This window comes from Paenibacillus sp. 2KB_22, assembly GCF_052115745.1.
GTDB lineage: Bacteria > Bacillota > Bacilli > Paenibacillales > Paenibacillaceae > Paenibacillus.
Window position 1 is genome coordinate 26,175 of the sequence record NZ_JBFRHG010000011.1, and the last position, 19,581, is coordinate 45,755.

Sequence of the window (19,581 nt, forward strand, 5' to 3'; positions counted from 1 at the left end):
CCAGAATGAAGAGACTTCAAACAGAAGAATATGCAATTAGCTGACGGTCCGTGGTCGCTCCATCCGGTTGATGCCAGGCACACGCAGTGTGGCCCATTCAGGACGGAAATGCTCTACTTTTCCAACAACAACGGTCATATCATCCAAAATTTCATGCTGCTGATATCTTATGACACTTTCAAGCAGGCAATCAGCCAAATCTTGTGGATCATCTGTATCAATCTCTTGAATGAGTCGTTTCATCCATAGCTCTTTGTTCACAGCATACCCCGGTGCATCATAGATGCCATCCGTCATCATAATGAGGATATCACCTGGTTGTAGCTGTACCGTCACCAAATCCACTTCAATATCTTTAATAATACCGATTGGCAAATTGCTGGCTGAAACTTGAATAACCTCCTGTCCACGTTTGATAAAGCTTGGCGTCGATCCGATTTTCATAAACGTTGTCTCTGCCGTATATTCATCAATCAGCGCCATATCGACTGTGGCATACATCTCTTCAGGGGAGCGCAGCATCAGAACGGAGTTCACGGATTTGATCGCCAGTTTCTCGTCCATGCCGGACTGTAGCAACTGCTCCAGTATGTTCAACGCTGCGCTACTCTCCATGCGTGCCCGTTCTCCATTGCCCATTCCATCACTGAGTGCGACTGCGAATGTACCGTTTCCTAACTCAACCGTGCTAAAGCTGTCGCCTGACATCACATCTCCCCCTTTGGCAGCAGCGGCAACACCGGTGGTTACCTCGAACGTTTTGGCTGAACCAAACGTAACAGTCGCCAGTCCCTGGCGAGGGTCGGTCATCGTCTCATGCAAGACGGCGATATGTTCGTCCAGTACATCCGAGATCAGCGGAGCGATCATTTTCCGGCACTCATCGAATCCCCGTGTATATGCATGTACTATCTCAATTTCCACATTGCCCGCTTCCAGATTGATGATCTCAATAGAGTGAATGGACAGGCCCAGTGACTCCAGTGCATCCCGAATCTGCTCCTCCTGTTGTACCATCTCCTCACTTTCCCGCTGAATTTCTTTGGCCAGGTCCTCCATGACCTGAGATACACCGGACAATTGCTCTGCAACCAGCTGTCGGCTATCGATAATCTGGCGTTTCCACTGCATGTTATGTTGATGCAACCCGTACTGGGCACGCATGACTTCAAGTACCTCTTCCGGCTTCGCACACACCCTGTTCCATTCCACTGGAATCTGCTTGCCTGAGATCTCCGGATTTGCTTCAATGGTACTCATTACGTCGGTCATGTATTTGTAGGTCTGAATAAACTTGGCATCCCAACATTGCGTACGCTTGAAGCAGCTTGCACATGTGCCTTCGGCAACCGCATTCATGAAATGATCCATTCCACCTTCTTTCTGTACTGGCTCTCCCGCACCGGACATCTGATCAAAGCTGCGTGACAATTGACGGAATACCTGCGAGAAGCGAGTTACCCGTTCTGCCGTGATATCCCTTATCCGTTTGGCATACTCATGCTGGGATTTTGTATGGTCCTGCGTACCTGGTACATATTTGGATATCGCTGTCATCAGGCTCTTAGGTGTCAACATAAACAGTACGATAGCCGCACATGTCTCCCATAATGAATTCATCACATCACCTGGACCACCCAAGTATATGGATAGAATGGACGAACCCAGCAGCATGCCCAGTGCCACCGCCGCACGTTTGCCCTCTCGAAGCATCCCTGCCAGCATCCCGGCAAAAGCAAGCAGGCTCATCTGATACACCGCTGACATGTCAGCCAGACTCAGAATCAAGCCGGTAATGACCCCAACTGAGGCTCCGAGGGGGGCTCCGCCCACCAGCGCAAAGATTAATATGAGATAACGGGAGAGCATATGCTCGACGGATAAGGACTGAATGGTCCACCCTACGGCTCCCGTCATAACGGAAGCTAGCAATATGATCAGGCAGAGGATCTCCTCGTTCTTTAGGCTGAATTTTTTTTTGCGGTAGGTGAAGATCGGTATAGCTTGTATGAAAACAAGGGTGAGCACAAAGCTTAATATGGAATCCATCGTGAGCATCAGCATAGCGTACCAGCTGAAGGATGGCCCGATCACGACCGCGAATAATTTGACCATAAATGTAGTGGTAAACACCATCGTCGGCGCATAAGATAATTCAGCACGATCATATGACTCCAGACCCCGGAAGAGCAGATAAAAGATGGCGATCTCCGATGCAACAATGAGTGGTACGGGAAACGGTGCAAACAGACTACCTGCGAGTAGAGCGGCGCCTACCGGAATGATGTAATCCCTGCGCATGAAAGCAATTACGGCGAAGTACGCAATGGCGAAAGGAGATAACTCATTCAGGATCATTGCCTTTCCGAGCAGAAATCCCATGAACGTAAGCAGCAGTACCCATTTACGGGAAGCTACCATTTGGACAGCCTTGCGGGAGCCAAGCCAATGTTTCAGACGTACAGACAGCTCCTCCCGAGCTTCCGTACCACCTTTACCTGCTTTCATTCCCGGAAATTGAATGACATTCCACTTTTCCATCATCCTCAAGGCACCCCATTCGATTAATTTGAATTTTCGTGTTTCGTTCTCGATGGTTCTGATTATAGATAGAATAGAAGACGTAGTTTGTCAGAATAGGTGGGCAGGGTCCAAAAAGTTTACGACAAAAGAAATGAGTCTGGCGCGGTGGAGCAAAACCCCCGGCCTTATTGTGGTTTCTGTCCTTCTCTTATCTGATTCCGACAAAGGCAATGTCTGATTTTGAACCGGCGATGCTTTGGTCTCGCCATCATTTGAGCAGGATAGCTGTGGAATGCCACGGAAACCTGTCGGTAAAAAATGGTAGACGACAAATGTTCTTATGGTTCCATTTTGTCGTGCAGAAAAACTGGGGATATGGAGATTCACTTTACAAAAAAAGCTATTCCACTACTTATCTGTGAAAAGTCATCTGTGAAAGAAATGCAAAAAAACCGTTAGCCCAGGGGCTAACGGTTTCTCTTATATGTTTAGATCAGGTTGTGACAGATTACACACGCTTGGCTCCGCGGCCTCCACGTTTGCCTTCTGTGTTCTTCTTAAGCGAAGAGATCCGCTCTTCACTATCTTTCAGGAAGCGTGACATTTTATCCTCAAATGAAGGTTTGCCTGCTGCGGGCTTGAAAGAACGGCCTCCGCGGTCACCACGGTTAAATCCACCGCCGCCGCCACCACGACCTTGGCCACCACTTGGGCCTCCGCCGCTGAATCGTTCGCGATCTCCTCCACTGCGTTCCGGTCTAGGAGCTCTCGGGGGTCTGGATTGTGTTTGTTGCTCAACCGGTTTGTCAACAGCTTGCTTAATGGAAAGTCCGATCTTGCCATCCTTGTCAACGTTGATAACCTTCACTGTAACGAGGTCATTCAGCTTCAGGTGGTCGTTGACATCTTTGACATAATTGTCGGCGATTTCCGAGATGTGAACGAGACCCGTGACACCTCCTGACAGATCCACAAATGCTCCAAAATGCGTGATTCCTGTCACCTTGCCCTCTAACTTGGTGCCCACTTCAATTGCCATAGAATAAAATGATCCTCCCTTAAAAATATACAACCCGATTTTTTGAATGCCAAAATCAATGCTGCGCTAATGTAATTATACCTTATGCCGTAAACCAAGGTCAACTGAACACTACCCCATCAGAGAGCCTATTTTTTCCGGTTTAACGGCTTCAGACACACGGATAACAAACCTAGCTCGGTAATGGACCGAATTCCATCAGTTCCCTGACTCTTCAACCTGGATCGGCGTTTCCTCAGGAAGATAATATCCTTTTTTCCGCGCCAGCTGTCCTATGTATTCAGGGTCATTCAACCGGCTGACTTCGTACTTCAACTGTTCCAGCTTCTTCAACGTATCTTCCTTTGAAGCTTGCTGAGTGGCCAGATGAGAACTCTTGTCCGAAATTTGTGCATTCTGCACAAGGAATGTATATCCTGCCCATATTACAAATACAATCATAAACGTCATCCAAAGCATGAGGCGCCTTTTTGCACCGGCAGATTTTCCTTGGTTAGTTGGAGCCTTTGATCTGCCCACAGGTGTTTTACCCATTACGGACCTCCTTAAAACCAGCGTTTCCATATCGCTGCAATTCTTGTACCCACACGGATCATGAAGCGTGGCGTTACCCAATATTTCAGGAGCGGCCTAAACATCCAGCGGAACAACTTGCCGAAAGGTACCAAAAATTGCAGTACCAGCCTGCCCAGGAATAATAGTATCGCAATTACAAAACCGAATAATACGCGAATGAACTTATAAATTCCTTTAACCGGCATAACGATCAGGATGTTAAGGATATGTCCACACCAATGAATCAGCGTTCTTGCGAGTTTAATTAACATTACCACAAAACGCTGGGTTGTAACACTTAAAAGCCAAAAATAGAAGCAAACCCCTATAATCAGCCCCAAAAAGACATAAAACCGCAACTGTCCGTGGTTTCCGGCGTATAGCATCCGAAAAACGAACAGCGCGGAGGCAACCCAGTACAACAGATCGAGCGTGTGAATACTCCATCTCGGAAACCGCAGCTGTCCGGACAGTACCCGGTAACTGTCGTAGGCCATTCCCATCACGACCCCCGAAGTAAGCATCCACATCAATGTGATCCATTGAGTATCCGGACTCATCGGAACATCTTGCCAAACAGGCCTTTACTATTTTTGTTCTGGGAACCGGGGTCCAGATATTGCAGAGAACTGACAGTGCCTTCAATGGATAAGAGGCCTTCCTCAAGGCTCAGGTTTTTGATATGTAAATTGTGCCCCCGGATGGTCAGATGCCCAAGTTCAGTCTGCAGCAAAAATTCCTCACTGTCGAAGCTCTCCACGTTGGTGACACCCGTCAGATCCAGCAGTTTCCGATTCTGCATGCTCAGATGATGCTGTTTGGCCTTACCGTGCTCAACCATGGCATGTACCCCTCCTTCTTACACCTAGCTTATGGATGTGGAGGTTGGAATAGAACCAGCGTTGTTGAACAAATAACCCGGCATCCGGTAAAAACAAAAACGCCCTTCCTTGTTTCAGGAGGACGTTTCGATTCAACTTGCATTGAATGAATATTCAATACCAGATGTACTGTTACCAGTTCATCCCGTTATCCTTGGCGATCGGCTCTTCCTTCACCAAGGTGTAGAGGCTGCTCGCCTCATCCTTCTTGGTACTCTCGGCAATTCGTTCCACCTTCACGGTGACCAGTTTCTGACCGAACTGAACCGTCAACTCATCGCCTACTTTGACATTGGCGCTGGGCTTCGCTTCACGTCCGTTCACCAGAACACGTCCCTGTTCAGAGACGTCCTTGGCCACAGTGCGGCGTTTGATTAGCCGGGAGACCTTCAGGAATTTATCAAGACGCATTATTTTACGGCTTCTTTAAGTTTGTTGCCTGCTTTGAATGCAGGAACAGTGGACTCAGGAATCACGATTTCATTCCCTGTTTGTGGGTTACGTCCGGTACGACCGGAACGTTTGCGGGTCTCAAAAGTGCCAAAGCCGATCAATTGTACTTTGTCTCCGCTGGCAAGTGCATCTGTAATTTCTCCCAAAAAGCCGTTCAATACGGACTCAACGTCTTTTTTAGTCAAACCACTTTTGGTTGAAATGTTGTTAATCAGATCTGTTTTGTTCATTTTTAAAAGCCTCCCAAATTGAAAAAAAAGTATCTGCGATTCCTGACAATACATTGATTGCCGCTGATTCGCGTTAGGTCACTACACATGTATTCTGGCTTGGCATCTGAAATCCTGCCTTGGTCCGCGACTTTTTTTAGCTTTTTGTCGATGGTCCGCAGGGAACAGTCTAAGACCAGTACCCGAAACCATCTGTCGCTAAACACCAACCCCAATTAATTCAGATGAACACATGTTCGTATATCATAACACACTGCATAGCATGATGGAATAAGGCTAATCGGTATTTTCCAGAAAATTGAACCGGTTATAATCCTGCCTTCTTCGCATCCTGCCAGAATTGCTCCATCTCTTCTACATTGCTATCTGCTGGTGTTCTTCCCTGTTCACGAAGACGGTCCTCAATGTACTGGAAACGCCCAATGAATTTGCGGTTCGTCGCAGCAAGTGCCTCTTCCGGGTCCGTATCGATGAATCTTGCAACGTTCGCGGCTGCGAATAATAAATCACCCAGTTCCAGCTTCCGTTCTTCCGCAGACTGGCCTTGTTGCACCGCTTCTTTTAACTCTGCCAGTTCTTCCTCTATCTTGGCAAATACACCTTCAACATCATCCCAATCAAAGCCAACTTTGGCTGCTTTCTTCTGTAACTTGTATCCCTTCATCAATGCAGGCAAGTCACGCGGTATACCATCCAGCACGGAAACCTTCGGCTGATCCTGGCCCTTACGCTTCTTCTCCTCTGCTTTCATCTGTTCCCAGTTCTGAAGAGCTTCATTCGCATCTGCTGCCTGATGTTCGCCAAAAACATGTGGATGGCGGAAGATCAGCTTATCATTCAACCCTTCGATGACATCATACACATTAAATGTGCCCACTTCTTCTTCCATCTGGGAATGCAATAAAATCTGCAGCAACAGATCACCCAGCTCTTCTTTCATATGGTCAGGGTCATCCTCATCGATTGTCTCAATGACTTCATACGTCTCTTCAATCAGGTTTTTGCGAATGGACTGATGCGTCTGCTCCTGATCCCATGGACAGCCACCCGGGCTGCGAAGAATATTAACGATCTCATGCAGACGTGCGAAGGATCGACGACGCAGGGCATCATCGGTGTTCTTCGGTACATAGATCAATGACAGATTGCCGTATCCTTCGATCCGGTCCAGTTCGTGTAGCGGAATTTTGTGAATGATCTCCTGGCCCTGTACACCCAACGCATGACCGACAAATACCGGATAATCATCCGGGTAAACTTCCATCAGGCAAAGTTTCACATCTGAAGCCGTGAACACATCGTAGACTTGTCCGATCAACGTATGTAACTGTGGTTGTACGAGTTCCGTATTCAGGCTGCTGGCATCCAGGAGTTGAAAGCCTTCAATTGGATCGAATCCAAGTCGAATAAAGGCTTCGTCCAGAAAGCTTTCTCCACCCATTACACGCAGTGAAATGCCCATTTGCGGGCAACGTTCTTTGAGCAGTCGCACACTTGCTTCTGCCACCATGGGATGACCGGGTACGGCATACACAATCTCGGTTCCAGCCTCACCCTTGCGAGCGGCCTCGATCAGTTGGTTCGCAATCTCATCATACACCTCTGGGAAAGAGGACTTTGCCTCATAGATGGCATCAAATGAGGTCATCTCCAGTCCCTCTTGCTTCAGATCATTCAATACAGGATGATCCAGGGTACGTACATACAGCGTAGCTGCATATTTCATTTTTTTGATAATACCTACGGTCAGTTGGTCTGCATCTCCTGATCCAAGACCCACTATGGTTAAAGCTGCACTCATTACGTAAACCTCCATCCGGACTATCCTGTCCAGGCTCACTCATTCAGCGTGCCTGAACAGGACTAATTACACGTATTATACCAGAATCATTCGATATCCTATAATTGCATATTGGGTGTGCTGGATGCAGAAGCACTATGAGCATGAAGCTAGCGCAGCACACGCAGTCTGCGCAGCAGCTTGGCGAGGCGAGGCCCCAACTTGGGCACAGCCGCCAGCTCTGCAGCGGTGAGCAGCCCTGTCCGGGCCGCCGCCAGCAGGAACACGGCCGAGCCTGCGGTAATGCCCAGCAGGCTCACGCCCATCGCGGCCAGCCTGCGGTCGGCCGCGATACCCATGCCGCCGAGTACCGCCTCGGCGGCCAAGGCCGTGCCTACCGCCGCCAGACTCATGGCGGCGATCACCAGCGCCGGCTTCGCCAGGACGGCGCCAGGGACAGGGCGCAGGGCGACAAGTCGCGCCAGCAGCGCCACATTCAGGCCAGCCACAAGCATGTAGGCGACTGCGCCTGCCAGGGCCGCGCCGCTGATGCCCAGCGCCGGCACAAGCATGACGTTCAGCAGCGCCTTGACGCCTGCGGCGGCCAGCATGCTGAACGCGGGTGCGCGCACGGCGCCGAGGCCTTGCAGCAGCGCCGCCGCAATAATGCTGACGGTGCTGCCCGCAGCCGTCAGCGCCATGTACCGCAGTGCTTCGGTGCCTGCGGCATCTCCGTACAGCATGCGGTTAATCGGCTCCGCCAGCACCGCGAGACCCGCGGATGCCGCCAGGCCGATCAACCAGAACCAGCGCAGCGCTAGGCCTGCTTGCTGCCGGACGGCTTCTGGCCCGCCCTTTAACCGGGCTTCCGCCATCGCCGGAATAAACAGCACAGACAGTGACGTAGCCAGCATCGTCACCAGTTGAACCAACGGCAAGCCGCGGTTGTAGATGCCGAAGGAAACCATCGACTGGAGTTCATCCTGTCCTTCTCCCCGCAGAAGCCGTGGCACGGTGAAGGTGTCCACCAGATTCATTAGTGGTACGGCAAGCGACCCGAGACAGACCGGAATGGCGTACATGAGCAGCGTCCTGATCCATTCGGCATTGGATCGAGACCGGTCTGCCAGAGCGGGGTTAATCGAACTCGCCGTTTTCATCTGTGGCGTAACCGATCTATTCTCCTGATGCTCTTGACGCTCATGACGATCTGATCCAACCTCTTTGCCGTTACTGCTCCATTCCAAAACAAATGGTCCGGTTCCCACTTCCCTACGTTTCCGCCGATGACGGACCATGTACCCTAACATCGTTAACAGCCCGACCATTCCGCCGGCAACGGAGCCCATCATGGCTCCAGCGGCAATCGTCTCAAGCGAAGCGTCCCGTCTCAGCAACCATAAAAGCAGAACAATCATGACGGTGACACGTATCGTCTGCTCCACCACTTGCGATACCGCTGTTGGGACCATCTGCTGTAACCCCTGAAAATAACCACGCAGCCCTGTCATCACCGGAACGAACAATAACGCCCATGAAGCTGCACGAATCGATGGAACCACATGTCGATTGCCAATCATGTCAGCGATCAGTGGCGCACCTGCATACATCAAGAGCGCCATAATAAGTCCAATTCCTCCAAGCAGCAATGAGGATAACCGAATAATCCTTCTGCTCTCGTCCGGTCTTCCAAGTGCATTCTGCTCTGCTACGAATTTGGATACGGCCAGAGGCAGCCCGGCAGCAGCAAGCGTAACAATGAGCATATATAACGGATACACCGTATTGTAAATGCCAAAAACACCGTCTCCCCCCAGATTCTGCAACGGAATCTTTTGAAAAGCACCAATGATTTTGGAGATAATGGCGGCAAGCCCAAGAACAAATGCACCCTGTAGCAGCCTTGAGCCTGTAGACGGCTGTTTCATAAGTCCCTCCTGCGTAATCCTTTTAAGCATACCTTGTTATTATACCTGCCTGAGGGCATACAGACTAACTCTCCACCATGACACCCGTCTGGATCAACTCCTTTCCCTTAAAACGCAAAAACTCCCGTATGCCCAAATCAGGGCACCAGGAGTCGATTTGCTATCTATTGTTCCATTTGCTTGCCAAGGAAACCAGCAGCTGTCTCGGACATCTTCACTTCCATCTGAGACATCTTCACCGATTCATCCTTATTGAACAGGATAACCGTTCCGATGGGGTCACCACCTGAAATAATCGGCGCAATAACAAATGATGATAACGTCTCGTCATGATCTTTGCTAAGCTCATAAGAACCGTTGTTTGTTTCCAAAATGGTCTTTCTGTTTTCCATACAGCCCTCTAACAGTTGACCTACCTGCTTGTCCAAATACTCTTTCTTGGAGCCTCCTGCCACCGTGATGATGGTATCCCGGTCGGAAATCATCGTTACATGACCCGTACTTTCATACAGGGATTCTGCATATTCTTTGGCAAAATCACCAAGTTCGCCAATTGGCGAATATTTTTTAAGGATAACTTCTCCATCACGATCCACGAAAATTTCCAGCGGATCACCTTCACGAATACGTAACGTACGGCGGATTTCTTTTGGAATGACCACACGACCAAGGTCATCTATACGGCGGACAATACCAGTAGCTTTCATTTCACATGTTGCCCCACTTTCTCGAGAAGATTTTTCAACTACTGTTCCTTAATGGGTAGAGGAAAGTCCCAGAACGTTTAGTGTGATATCTTGACCATAGTATTCATCTGTTCCCATTTCCTTATACATGCTTCGGAGAATATAGTTGTGTAACTTTTGAAGAAGGCGACCATGTACCCATACAGCTTGAATATATACAAGAAGAAGCAAGAAGGAGGTCCTAAGTCCTCCCCTTGCTTCTCTGTATGGTTGTCCATATTAACGTAGTACAAGGCATTCATTCGGGCGGATTTAACCCTGAACGTATGCTAACACAGCATGATTTACTAACTTACTTACTGCTTGTACCTTCATCTGTAGTTGCATCTTTGTCTGTTCCAGTCGTACCTTGGTCAGTCTTGGTATCCGTACCTTTGGAGTCATCCGTTTTTGGTTCGGTTGTTTTCTCTCCTTCAGTTCCTGTACCTGTTGTACCTTCAGTCGTGCCTTCTTCAGCTTTTTCTGTTTTTGGCAGTTTGACTTCTTTTACGATTTTGTCCAATTCATTTTGCATGAACGTATCAATCTCAGCAGCTGCCAATTGGCTCTTCAGACTTTCTTTTTGCTCAGCTGTCAATTTGGTGAAGTCCGCTTCAGTACGAGCTTCCACTTTCATGATGTGGTAACCATACTCCGTCTCAACCGGATCACTGATTTTGTTCAGTGGCAATGTTTTTGCAGCTTCCTTGAATGCCTCTACCCAGCTGCCTACAGGCGTTTCTTCGTACAATCCACCTTTTTCAGCAGAACCTGGATCTTCGGAATATTCTTTTGCAATTTTAGCAAAATCAGCTCCGCCATCCAATTTCGTTTTTACTTCTTTTGCGATTTTCAGTGCATCTTCTTTTTTACGCTCTTTTTGCGTTTTTGGATCTGTGAAGTTAATCAGCACGTGACGAACGGAAGCTGTAGTGAACTGATCTTTGTTTTTCTCAAACTCAGCCTTGACTGCATCTTCCGTAACGCCTGTTTCTTTGTCTTTAATAACTGTCATAATCCGAGTCATGTAGTTTTTAATGTTATCGTCTGTCAGGTTCTGAGCTTTGAGCATTTCTGTCCATTGATCCGCCTGAACAGAAGCTTTCATTTTATCGAATTGCTCGGTTGCCGCTTTGGAACCCGCTGTTTTGGCTTCTTCACTTGCTTTGCCACTCAGATATTCATAAGCAACTTCCTGTTTTACCAGATACTCTTTGAAATCATCCATATCCATCATTTGTGCATACTCCGGATAGAGGAATTTCATGACACGTTGCTCCATGTCGAATTCATTGGCTGTAATGGTACCACCATCATACGTAGCGACTACAGCACTCGTATCTGTCGATTCCGGTGTTTTCGCTTCTTCCTTCTTGCCACATGCAGCAAGCAGTGATAAGGATAGTACTGCGACCATGCTCACAGACAGTACTTTTCCTACTTTTTTATACTTTGGTAACATCTTTTAGTTCCCCCTTTGATTTAAAAGCCGTCTTCATGGACTCCAGAATTTTCTCTACCAGCTCCATTAGTTGCTTATCCCCAAGCCCCTTGCCTTTAGCGTGAATCAGCATATGGGGTCCTTGTTCAAATTGTACACGTCTTTCGAACTGATTTCCAATGTGCGAGATTTTCGAGAGTTCAAAGGCATGTTCACGCCCTTCATAAAACTTCACGGTAATGTCCTCACCACGTTGGGAAATGGACTCAATACCGTAAATTTTGCCGTATACTTTCATCCGCGCAACAGCCAGCAAGTTAATGACAGCTTCCGGAAGATCACCGAACCGGTCAACCAATTCGTCTTCCAACTCCATCGCATCGTCGAAGGATGCAATGACCGCCACTTTTTTGTAGATCTCAATCTTCTGAATACTGTCATAAATATAATCGGACGGCAAGTAGGCATCGATACTGAGATCCAGCGTTGTGTTCCACTGGTCGGAAGGTACCGGCTCTTCGCCAAGCATCGTAACTTTGCGTTTGTTGATCTCCTCCGCAAGCATCTGAGAATACAGATCGAACCCGACGGAAGCGATGAAGCCATGTTGCTCTGCTCCTAGCAGATTTCCTGCACCACGGATCGACAAGTCACGCATGGCAATTTTGAATCCTGAACCCAGTTCGGTAAATTCTTTGATGGATTGCAGACGCTTCTCCGCAACTTCCGTAAGCACTTTATCCCGTTGGTACGTAAAATAGGCATACGCAATACGGTTGGAACGACCCACACGTCCGCGCAGTTGATACAGCTGGGAGAGCCCCATTTTATCCGCATCATGTACGATTAGTGTATTTACGTTCGGAATATCTACCCCGGTCTCGATGATACTTGTGCTCACAAGCACGTCATATTCACCATCCAGGAAGTCCAGAATCGTCTTCTCCAGCTCTGTTTCCGACATCTGACCATGTCCCACACCAACCTTGGCTTCAGGCACAAGTTCAGAAATTTCGGCAGCCATCTCCTGAATTCCCTGAACACGGTTGTAGAGGTAATACACTTGCCCGCCACGAGCAAGCTCACGTTCAATGGCTTCACGAACAAGCGCCTGGCTGTGTTCAACCACATAGGTCTGTACCGGGAAACGATTCTCTGGCGGAGTCTCAATAACGGACAGATCACGCACACCCAGCATGGACATATGAAGCGTACGCGGAATCGGCGTTGCCGTTAGCGTCAGCACGTCCACATTGGTTTTCAGCTTCTTCAGTTTCTCCTTATGGGTTACTCCGAAGCGCTGTTCTTCATCAACAATGAGCAGTCCCAGGTCCTTGAACACCAGATCCTGCGACAGCAATCGATGCGTTCCGATGACAATATCTACTGTGCCTGCCTTAATGCCTTTGGCAGTTTCATTCTGCTCTTTACGGGAGCGGAACCGGCTAAGCACATGAATGTTGAACGGATAACCGGAGAACCGCTCACGGAACGTCTCAAAATGCTGCTGTGCCAAAATGGTTGTCGGAACGAGTACTGCCACCTGCTTGCCTTCAATAGCTGCTTTAAATGCAGCCCGAATAGCCACCTCGGTTTTGCCGTAACCTACATCCCCACACAATAAACGGTCCATTGGACGGTTTTGTTCCATGTCCTTCTTGATTTCTTCGATCGCACGTACCTGATCACGTGTCTCATCGTAAGGGAACATGTCCTCAAACTCCTGCTGCTCTGCAGAATCCTTGTCGAATCCAAAACCTTTGGAGGTCTGACGCTCTGCATACAGCTTGATCAGATCATCAGCAATATCCTGTACGGATGTGCGGACTTTATTTTTAACCCGTGTCCACTCATTGCCGCCCAGCTTGTATATTTTCGGTTCTTTTTCTTCGGAACCCACATATTTCTGAATCAGATCGATCTGCTCAATAGGTACAGACAGTTTGTCTCCACCGGCATAGAGAATATGCATGTAGTCCTTATGAATACCGCCAACCTCGAGGGTGCCGATCCCAAGGTACTTACCAATCCCGTGGTTCTGGTGAACGACATAATCGCCCACTTTTAGCTCGCTGTAGGATTTGATTCGTTCAGCATTGTCTACATTCCGAATCGGTTTGCGTACCTTACGCTGTTTTTGCGAGAACATCTCGCCCTCGGTCACAACAGCCAAATGAATGGACGGCATTTCAAATCCCGTTTGCAGGTTACCGATCATCATCTCTGGCTCTGGAATATCATAGTCCATCAGTACCCGGCGCATCCGCTCGAGTCGCTCCTCACCGTTCGCCAGCATGAGCACTTGAACTCCGGCCTTCTGCCAGCGCTCCATCTCTGCCTTCAGTACGTTCATCTGTCCATGGAAATCCTGCATGCCACGACTGATGAAGTTCAAAATGTTCTGTGGTTGGGTGTGTGGAACTTGGCGCAAGAAGATCGACATAAACAGCGTCTGGAATGGACGCTCATACAAGAGTTCATCACCGTCTGCGGATAATGGAAGATCCGGAAGTGTTTTTCCATTTTGCATCAAATGCAGGTTCCACTCCGATTCATCACGGTCCAGCTGTTTCGATGTCTCCGATAATCTCGCAGGCTCATCAAGGACCAGCAGGGTATCTTCTGGCATATAGTCGTAAATCGTTTTGTTCTCCGGATAGAGCGGAGAAATATATTTATACATTTCGGAGAAATACACGTGCTCCCGCAAAAGCTCGATCTCCCGGTGAATTTCTTCACGAAGGCGCAGCTTCGCCTGCCGGTCCGTCATTTTCTCCAGCTGTTGCTCCAGCAAAAGAGCAGCCGCATCGGCAGCCTTTTCCATTCGTTCACGATCTGCAATTAACTCCTTGCATGGCAAAACCGTAATTTCTTCAATTCGTTCAATTGAACGCTGATCGGCTGGGTCAAATGTCCGAATGGAATCGATTTCGTCATCAAATAACTCCACTCGATATGCGATCGATGAAGTAACCGGATAGAAGTCGATAATACCTCCGCGAACACTCATCTCACCACGAGATTCCACGCGCTCCACACGCTCATATCCGAGCTTTACCATCTCCAGCAGGAAAGAGTCCAGTTGAAGTGTGTTGCCCTGTTTAATCAAAATTCGAGCATTGGCCATCACTTCCGGAAGAGGAACATAACGTCTTACCCCGGAAAATGGAATAACAACAACGCCCCTGAATCCCTGGGCGCAGCGGACCAACACATCAATACGCTGACCCAATGTTTCCGGGCTGGAAACAGCAGCTTCAGCAGCGACAAGTTCGTTGGCAGGATAGATCAACACCTGATCTGGTGAAAGCGCTTCCTGTAAATCTTCTGCAATTTTTTGAGCTGAAAACATATTGTGCGTTACTACGAGCAATGGTCTGTTCATTTCCTGATGCAGAGCTGCCAGCATAATCTGACGCGCCGAGCCGGATAGACCCGAAACCAATTGTTCCTTCATGCCGGACTTGATTCCGGCTGTAATGGACCCGAAGTCCGGATCTTTGGAAAAAGCCTGTATAAGTGCTTGTAACAAAAGGGGCACCTCTCTTATAACTTACTTGATTATCTCACGCATACGCGTAGCATCACTATTAAAATGGATACAAATTCCTTTTTCTCCTGTTTCATCATAAAGGATTACTCGCAACATTGCCACATCTGTTGATGTGGCGGGGCCTGATTTGGATATAGCAGTGGCTTTCATGCCAACTGAAAAGAAGCCTCAGCAGGCTGCCAAGGCTATAAAAGGTGGAGCGTTATTACGCAACCGCCCTCAACTGTCATTCTATCCTGCTACAGCGATGTCTATTGAAGCGGGCTCGCGAGCAGGCTGAGCTCCGGATTGTGCTCCAGGGCTTCCTTACAATAATCACATGTAATCCGAACGGTAATGTCACCACCGGAATTATACGCTATTATATCCCTCCGCTCGTCGGGGGTCAAGAAATGAAAGCCGAGCTCTACTTCCGTTATCCGGGCAGAATCGATTCGTCCGATAAAGGTACGGCAATGCCTACATACGTAATTCACTGACATGTTTATGCCTCCTGAACATGGTTTATACGTCCAGTATGTCCAGTATGGCCGAATCGAACCCGTCTTTTTGATCATTTTACCAGGTTGTTTTACAACATTATCCGTTAAACTTCGCCATTGTTTGTTCAAACGTATGAGTCAAGCTATGCTCCAAAGCATCACATGTTTGCTCAATGGTCTGATCAAGGGCTTCCTTTTCTTTCTTCATGAATGTCGACAGTACATAATCGACAATGGCATGTCCTGGCTCAGGACGGGATATTCCCATGCGTACCCGGTTAAACTGCTGTGTACCGGTATGCTGAATGATGGACTTGATTCCATTGTGCCCGCCTGCACTACCTTGGTAACGCAATCTGACTTTGCCAATCTCAGTATCCATGTCGTCGTACACAACAATCAGATCTTCAAGACTAACTTTATAAAAATCCATATACGCTCGAACTGATTCACCAGATAAATTCATATAAGTCATAGGTTTAATCAGCACGGTTTTCACACCGCCAATATGGCCTTCTCCAATCAGCGCCTTACATTTACTCTGTGTAATGGAGATACTATGACGATCAGCCAACCGATCGAGTGCCATAAAACCGATATTATGACGAGTTTTGGCATAGTTCGAGCCTGGATTTCCAAGTCCGACAATCCACTTCATCTTGTTCCCTCCTTCGGATTAGCCTGAGGTGAGGCATAGACTTCGAATGTTATATTTCATATAATATCAGGAAAGTAAAGTTCCGATTTACTGTAGTGTTCACAGTTAATATTTTATCAACCCAGGAAGGTGAGCGGGTTTTGCGCGAAGACAACGGACAACTGACTCAACATAGCGATTTTATCTATCATCTCGAATATCACGTACCTGTACAGGTATACGACCGCGACACCCATATTGAGATTGGACTCATCACCCGTTTTGATAATCAATTTGTCGAAATTGCCGATACACTTTTTCATCGGCGGCGTTTCCGATTTATCTCCCGCCCCGGCTATTAACCATATAAGATGAACGAACCATTTTACACTGGATCACTGCGCGTGCAGAAACATCTTCTGGTGTAAATGAGTAGTTCAACTTATATGGACTGACCAGGGTCTGTTTCACTCTTAATAAAACGGCACGCCGACAGGGGTTACATTTTCCATTGAACCGGAAAACGTAACCCCTCTACTACTTTATGCAGACATCCTTATTCAATTTCAAACAGCTTGCTGATTGACAATTCCTCATGAACCCGGATAATCGCTTCTCCGAGCAAAGGCGCTACAGACAACACTTTGAGTTTGCTAGTCGGATTAGCATGCGTAATTGGAATGGTATCCGTTACGATGACTTCCTTCAATGGTGCATTCTCCAAACGTTCCATCGCTGGTCCAGACAATACCGGGTGAGTACAGCACGCGTATACTTCTTTTACGCCGCCTTCCATCAGAGCATTCGCTCCCAGTACAATCGTTCCCGCCGTGTCAATAATGTCATCGATCAGAATGGCTGTTTTGCCCTCGATGTTACCGATAATGTTCATCACTTCGCTCACATTTGGCTCAGGACGACGTTTATCGATAATCGCCAGAGGTGCATTCAGGAAATCAGCCAGTTTACGTGCACGCACTACGCCACCGTGGTCAGGCGACACGACAACCGGATTTTCGATCTGTTTCGACCGGAAATATTGAGCCAGAATCGGCACTCCGAGCAAATGGTCGACCGGAATGTCGAAGAATCCCTGAATCTGCATTGCATGCAGGTCCATCGCGATGACACGGGTTGCACCCGCTTTTTCAATCAGGTTAGCAACCAGTTTCGCTGTAATCGGGTCACGCGAACGTGCCTTGCGATCCTGTCTTGCATAGCCGTAGTAAGGTATAACAACGTTAATCGTCTTGGCAGATGCCCGTTTGAGTGCATCAATCATCACGAGCATTTCCATCAGGTTATCATTAACCGGCAAGCAAGTGGACTGCACGATGTAAACGTGACAGCCCCGAACACTCTCGGAGAGTTTCACTTGAATCTCGCCATCACTAAAGCTGGTTGTATGGGATTCACCCATAGGGATCCCGATATAATCAGCAATTTGATGGGCAAGCTTGGGGTTAGAATTGCAAGTAAATATTTTTAATTTCGAATCAAAATAAGTCATAAAATAAAAACCCTCCGTGCTGGTTCATTGGAATCTATAAGCGTCTGCGACATGTCGGCACCTCCCGGATCTTCGGGAGGCAATCTTGTTATCAAAACCCCTTATTGGGGTTTGGCATTTTGTTTCTTGGCTTTGGCACGTCCGCGAATCTTCTCCGCATAACCAGGTTTATTCTCCTGACGTGGACGAGCAATGGCCAGATCATTTTCGGGAACGGAATGGGTAACGGTAGATCCAGCAACCACATAAGCGCCTTTTCCTACCGTAATCGGTGCAATCAGATTGACGTTGCTACCTACAAAAGCATCATCTTCAATCGTCGTCACAGCCTTATTATAACCATCATAATTGACAGTTATTGCCCCGCATCCAACATTTACGTTTTTCCCTACTTTGGCATCCCCAATATAGCTGAGATGAGATACTTTGGAACCTTCGTCAATTGTAGCATTTTTCACTTCAACAAAGTCACCAATTTTTACGTTGCGACCCAATTTAGTCCCTGGACGCAAATTAGCAAATGGACCAACCGTTGCATCAGAACCCACTTCGGCATTGGACAACACCGAGTGTTTAATTGTAACTCCGTCCTGAATAACGCTGTCTTCCACATCTGCCTGAGGACCAATATGACATGCTTCACCGATCGAAGTTGTGCCTTTGAGAATTGTCCCCGGATACAATACTGTATCTGCTCCAATCGTAACATCCGCTCCGATATATGTCGATGACGGATCAATGATTGTTACACCGTTCAACATATGACGTACCGCGAGACGTTCACGCATGAAGGCTTCTGCTTGCGAAAGTGCCAATCGATCGTTAACCCCGATGGATTCCGCGATGTCATCCGACATGTAAGCCTCAACCACATCTCCATCATTACGCAAAATGCCGATTACGTCTGTGAGATAATATTCTCCCTGAGCGTTCTGGTTCGTTACTTTATCTAGCGCAGCGAACAATTTTGCATTATCGAAACAGTATGTGCCTGTGTTAATCTCATTCACAGCATCTTCCTGTTCGTTGCAATCCTTCTGTTCTACGATCCGCTGTACAGAACCATCTTCTCCACGTATTACTCGGCCGTAACCTTTGGGATTGTCCAACTGAGCCGTAAGTACTGTCGCTGCTGCCCCGCGACTCTCATTGTAATTCATCAGACCTTCCAATGTCTCACGAGTCACGAGCGGTGTATCTCCACAGACCACAATTGTGGATCCTGCTTCGCCGCCAAGCAAGGATTTAACCTGCTGTACTGCATGACCTGTGCCCAGCTGTTCCGCCTGGAGTGCATACTCCGCCTTGGAACCTAAAAATGACTGCACCGCTTCGGCACCATGGCCGACGACAACCACACTGCGTTCAACGCCTGCGCTGAGTGCTGCATCCAGCACATGTCCAACCATAGGTTTACCGCATACGGGATGCAGTACTTTGTACAATTTTGATTTCATTCGTTTGCCTTGCCCTGCAGCAAGAACGATTGCCATTCGTTTCAAAATTAACGACCTCCTGTTCTGAAAAACCCATTGAAATGCATTGCTTATCTATATCCAATGAGTATCGTTCAGCCGGCTTCAAGCCGGTCTTGTTCATCGCCTGCTGTCTCTGTAATCACACGTAACAACGCGGACACCAACGAATCGTGACCTATATGTATACGCCGTGTACCTGCGAGCTTAACCGAATCCCAATGATTCCTAAGATGCCGCCCTGCCACCAAGCGCACGATGCGCTTTTTGTTCTCTGCTAATAAACTCAATACTGAATATATCTTATTCCGATCAAAAAGAAAAGAGAGCCATAAGACATGGCTCTCTTTTCCTTCGAACCCCAATAAT

The 19,581-nt window shown here is 47.9% G+C and carries 18 protein-coding genes; 1 reads left to right on the forward strand and 17 read right to left on the reverse strand.

From position 1 onward, the window contains the following. Window positions 1-36: 36 nt before the first annotated feature. The 14 genes from spoIIE to pth all read right to left on the reverse strand — a co-directional run bounded on the left by spoIIE (window position 37) and on the right by pth (window position 16,248). Window positions 37-2,544, reverse strand: coding sequence for a stage II sporulation protein E (gene spoIIE / locus AB4111_RS29710; protein ID WP_442034892.1), 2,508 nt, complete (start codon window positions 2,542-2,544; stop codon window positions 37-39). 487 nt (window positions 2,545-3,031) lie between these two features. After that, window positions 3,032-3,562, reverse strand: a complete 531-nt coding sequence (locus AB4111_RS29715) for a S1 domain-containing RNA-binding protein (RefSeq protein ID WP_017691357.1) — start codon at window positions 3,560-3,562, stop codon at window positions 3,032-3,034. Window positions 3,563-3,760: 198 nt separating this feature from the next. After that, the gene (locus tag AB4111_RS29720) at window positions 3,761-4,096 is read right to left on the reverse strand and encodes an FtsB family cell division protein (RefSeq protein ID WP_076254642.1); all 336 of its coding nucleotides are present in this window, start codon (window positions 4,094-4,096) and stop codon (window positions 3,761-3,763) included. A gap of 11 nt (window positions 4,097-4,107) precedes the next feature. Next, window positions 4,108-4,677, reverse strand: a complete 570-nt coding sequence (yabQ, locus tag AB4111_RS29725) for a spore cortex biosynthesis protein YabQ (RefSeq protein WP_253428896.1) — start codon at window positions 4,675-4,677, stop codon at window positions 4,108-4,110. Further along, complete coding sequence (yabP, locus tag AB4111_RS29730; RefSeq protein WP_253428894.1) at window positions 4,674-4,958, reverse strand: sporulation protein YabP; 285 nt, start codon at window positions 4,956-4,958, stop codon at window positions 4,674-4,676. Before yabP ends, yabQ begins: the two co-directional genes overlap by 4 nt. Before the next feature lie 172 nt (window positions 4,959-5,130). Further along, the gene (locus AB4111_RS29735) at window positions 5,131-5,409 is read right to left on the reverse strand and encodes an RNA-binding S4 domain-containing protein (RefSeq protein WP_124118808.1); all 279 of its coding nucleotides are present in this window, start codon (window positions 5,407-5,409) and stop codon (window positions 5,131-5,133) included. Beyond that, complete coding sequence (locus AB4111_RS29740) at window positions 5,409-5,681, reverse strand: HU family DNA-binding protein (RefSeq protein ID WP_017691362.1); 273 nt, start codon at window positions 5,679-5,681, stop codon at window positions 5,409-5,411. Before AB4111_RS29740 ends, AB4111_RS29735 begins: the two co-directional genes overlap by 1 nt. A gap of 307 nt (window positions 5,682-5,988) precedes the next feature. Further along, entirely contained in the window at window positions 5,989-7,482 is a 1,494-nt protein-coding gene (mazG, locus tag AB4111_RS29745; RefSeq protein WP_442034896.1) for a nucleoside triphosphate pyrophosphohydrolase, read from the reverse strand. A 149-nt stretch (window positions 7,483-7,631) separates the two neighbouring features. After that, entirely contained in the window at window positions 7,632-9,389 is a 1,758-nt protein-coding gene (locus tag AB4111_RS29750; protein WP_442034898.1) for a putative polysaccharide biosynthesis protein, read from the reverse strand. Window positions 9,390-9,553: 164 nt separating this feature from the next. After that, window positions 9,554-10,096, reverse strand: coding sequence for a stage V sporulation protein T (gene spoVT / locus AB4111_RS29755; RefSeq protein WP_036606123.1), 543 nt, complete (start codon window positions 10,094-10,096; stop codon window positions 9,554-9,556). A 331-nt stretch (window positions 10,097-10,427) separates the two neighbouring features. After that, entirely contained in the window at window positions 10,428-11,576 is a 1,149-nt protein-coding gene (locus AB4111_RS29760) for a peptidylprolyl isomerase (protein WP_442034901.1), read from the reverse strand. After that, a complete protein-coding gene (gene mfd, locus AB4111_RS29765) occupies window positions 11,560-15,087 on the reverse strand; it encodes a transcription-repair coupling factor (protein ID WP_442034903.1) in 3,528 nt (1,175 codons plus the stop codon). Before mfd ends, AB4111_RS29760 begins: the two co-directional genes overlap by 17 nt. A gap of 272 nt (window positions 15,088-15,359) precedes the next feature. Then, the gene (locus AB4111_RS29770; RefSeq protein ID WP_017691368.1) at window positions 15,360-15,590 is read right to left on the reverse strand and encodes an anti-sigma-F factor Fin family protein; all 231 of its coding nucleotides are present in this window, start codon (window positions 15,588-15,590) and stop codon (window positions 15,360-15,362) included. A gap of 97 nt (window positions 15,591-15,687) precedes the next feature. Further along, entirely contained in the window at window positions 15,688-16,248 is a 561-nt protein-coding gene (gene pth / locus AB4111_RS29775) for an aminoacyl-tRNA hydrolase (RefSeq protein ID WP_253428882.1), read from the reverse strand. 140 nt (window positions 16,249-16,388) lie between these two features. On the opposite strand from pth, the gene AB4111_RS29780 reads away from it, so the two are divergent. Continuing rightward, window positions 16,389-16,589 (forward strand): hypothetical protein, encoded by a 201-nt coding sequence (locus tag AB4111_RS29780; protein WP_024633712.1) that lies wholly within the window; start codon window positions 16,389-16,391, stop codon window positions 16,587-16,589. Between the two features lie 194 nt (window positions 16,590-16,783). Here the strand turns inward: AB4111_RS29780 and AB4111_RS29785 are convergent, their stop codons facing one another. From AB4111_RS29785 to AB4111_RS29795, 3 genes are all read right to left on the reverse strand, one after another. Further along, entirely contained in the window at window positions 16,784-17,737 is a 954-nt protein-coding gene (locus AB4111_RS29785; protein WP_017691370.1) for a ribose-phosphate diphosphokinase, read from the reverse strand. A 101-nt stretch (window positions 17,738-17,838) separates the two neighbouring features. Beyond that, window positions 17,839-19,230 (reverse strand): bifunctional UDP-N-acetylglucosamine diphosphorylase/glucosamine-1-phosphate N-acetyltransferase GlmU, encoded by a 1,392-nt coding sequence (glmU, locus tag AB4111_RS29790; RefSeq protein ID WP_442034928.1) that lies wholly within the window; start codon window positions 19,228-19,230, stop codon window positions 17,839-17,841. 77 nt (window positions 19,231-19,307) lie between these two features. Then, window positions 19,308-19,502: a hypothetical protein gene (locus tag AB4111_RS29795; protein ID WP_124118801.1), complete on the reverse strand. Its 195-nt coding sequence runs from the start codon at window positions 19,500-19,502 to the stop codon at window positions 19,308-19,310. Window positions 19,503-19,581: the final 79 nt, after the last annotated feature.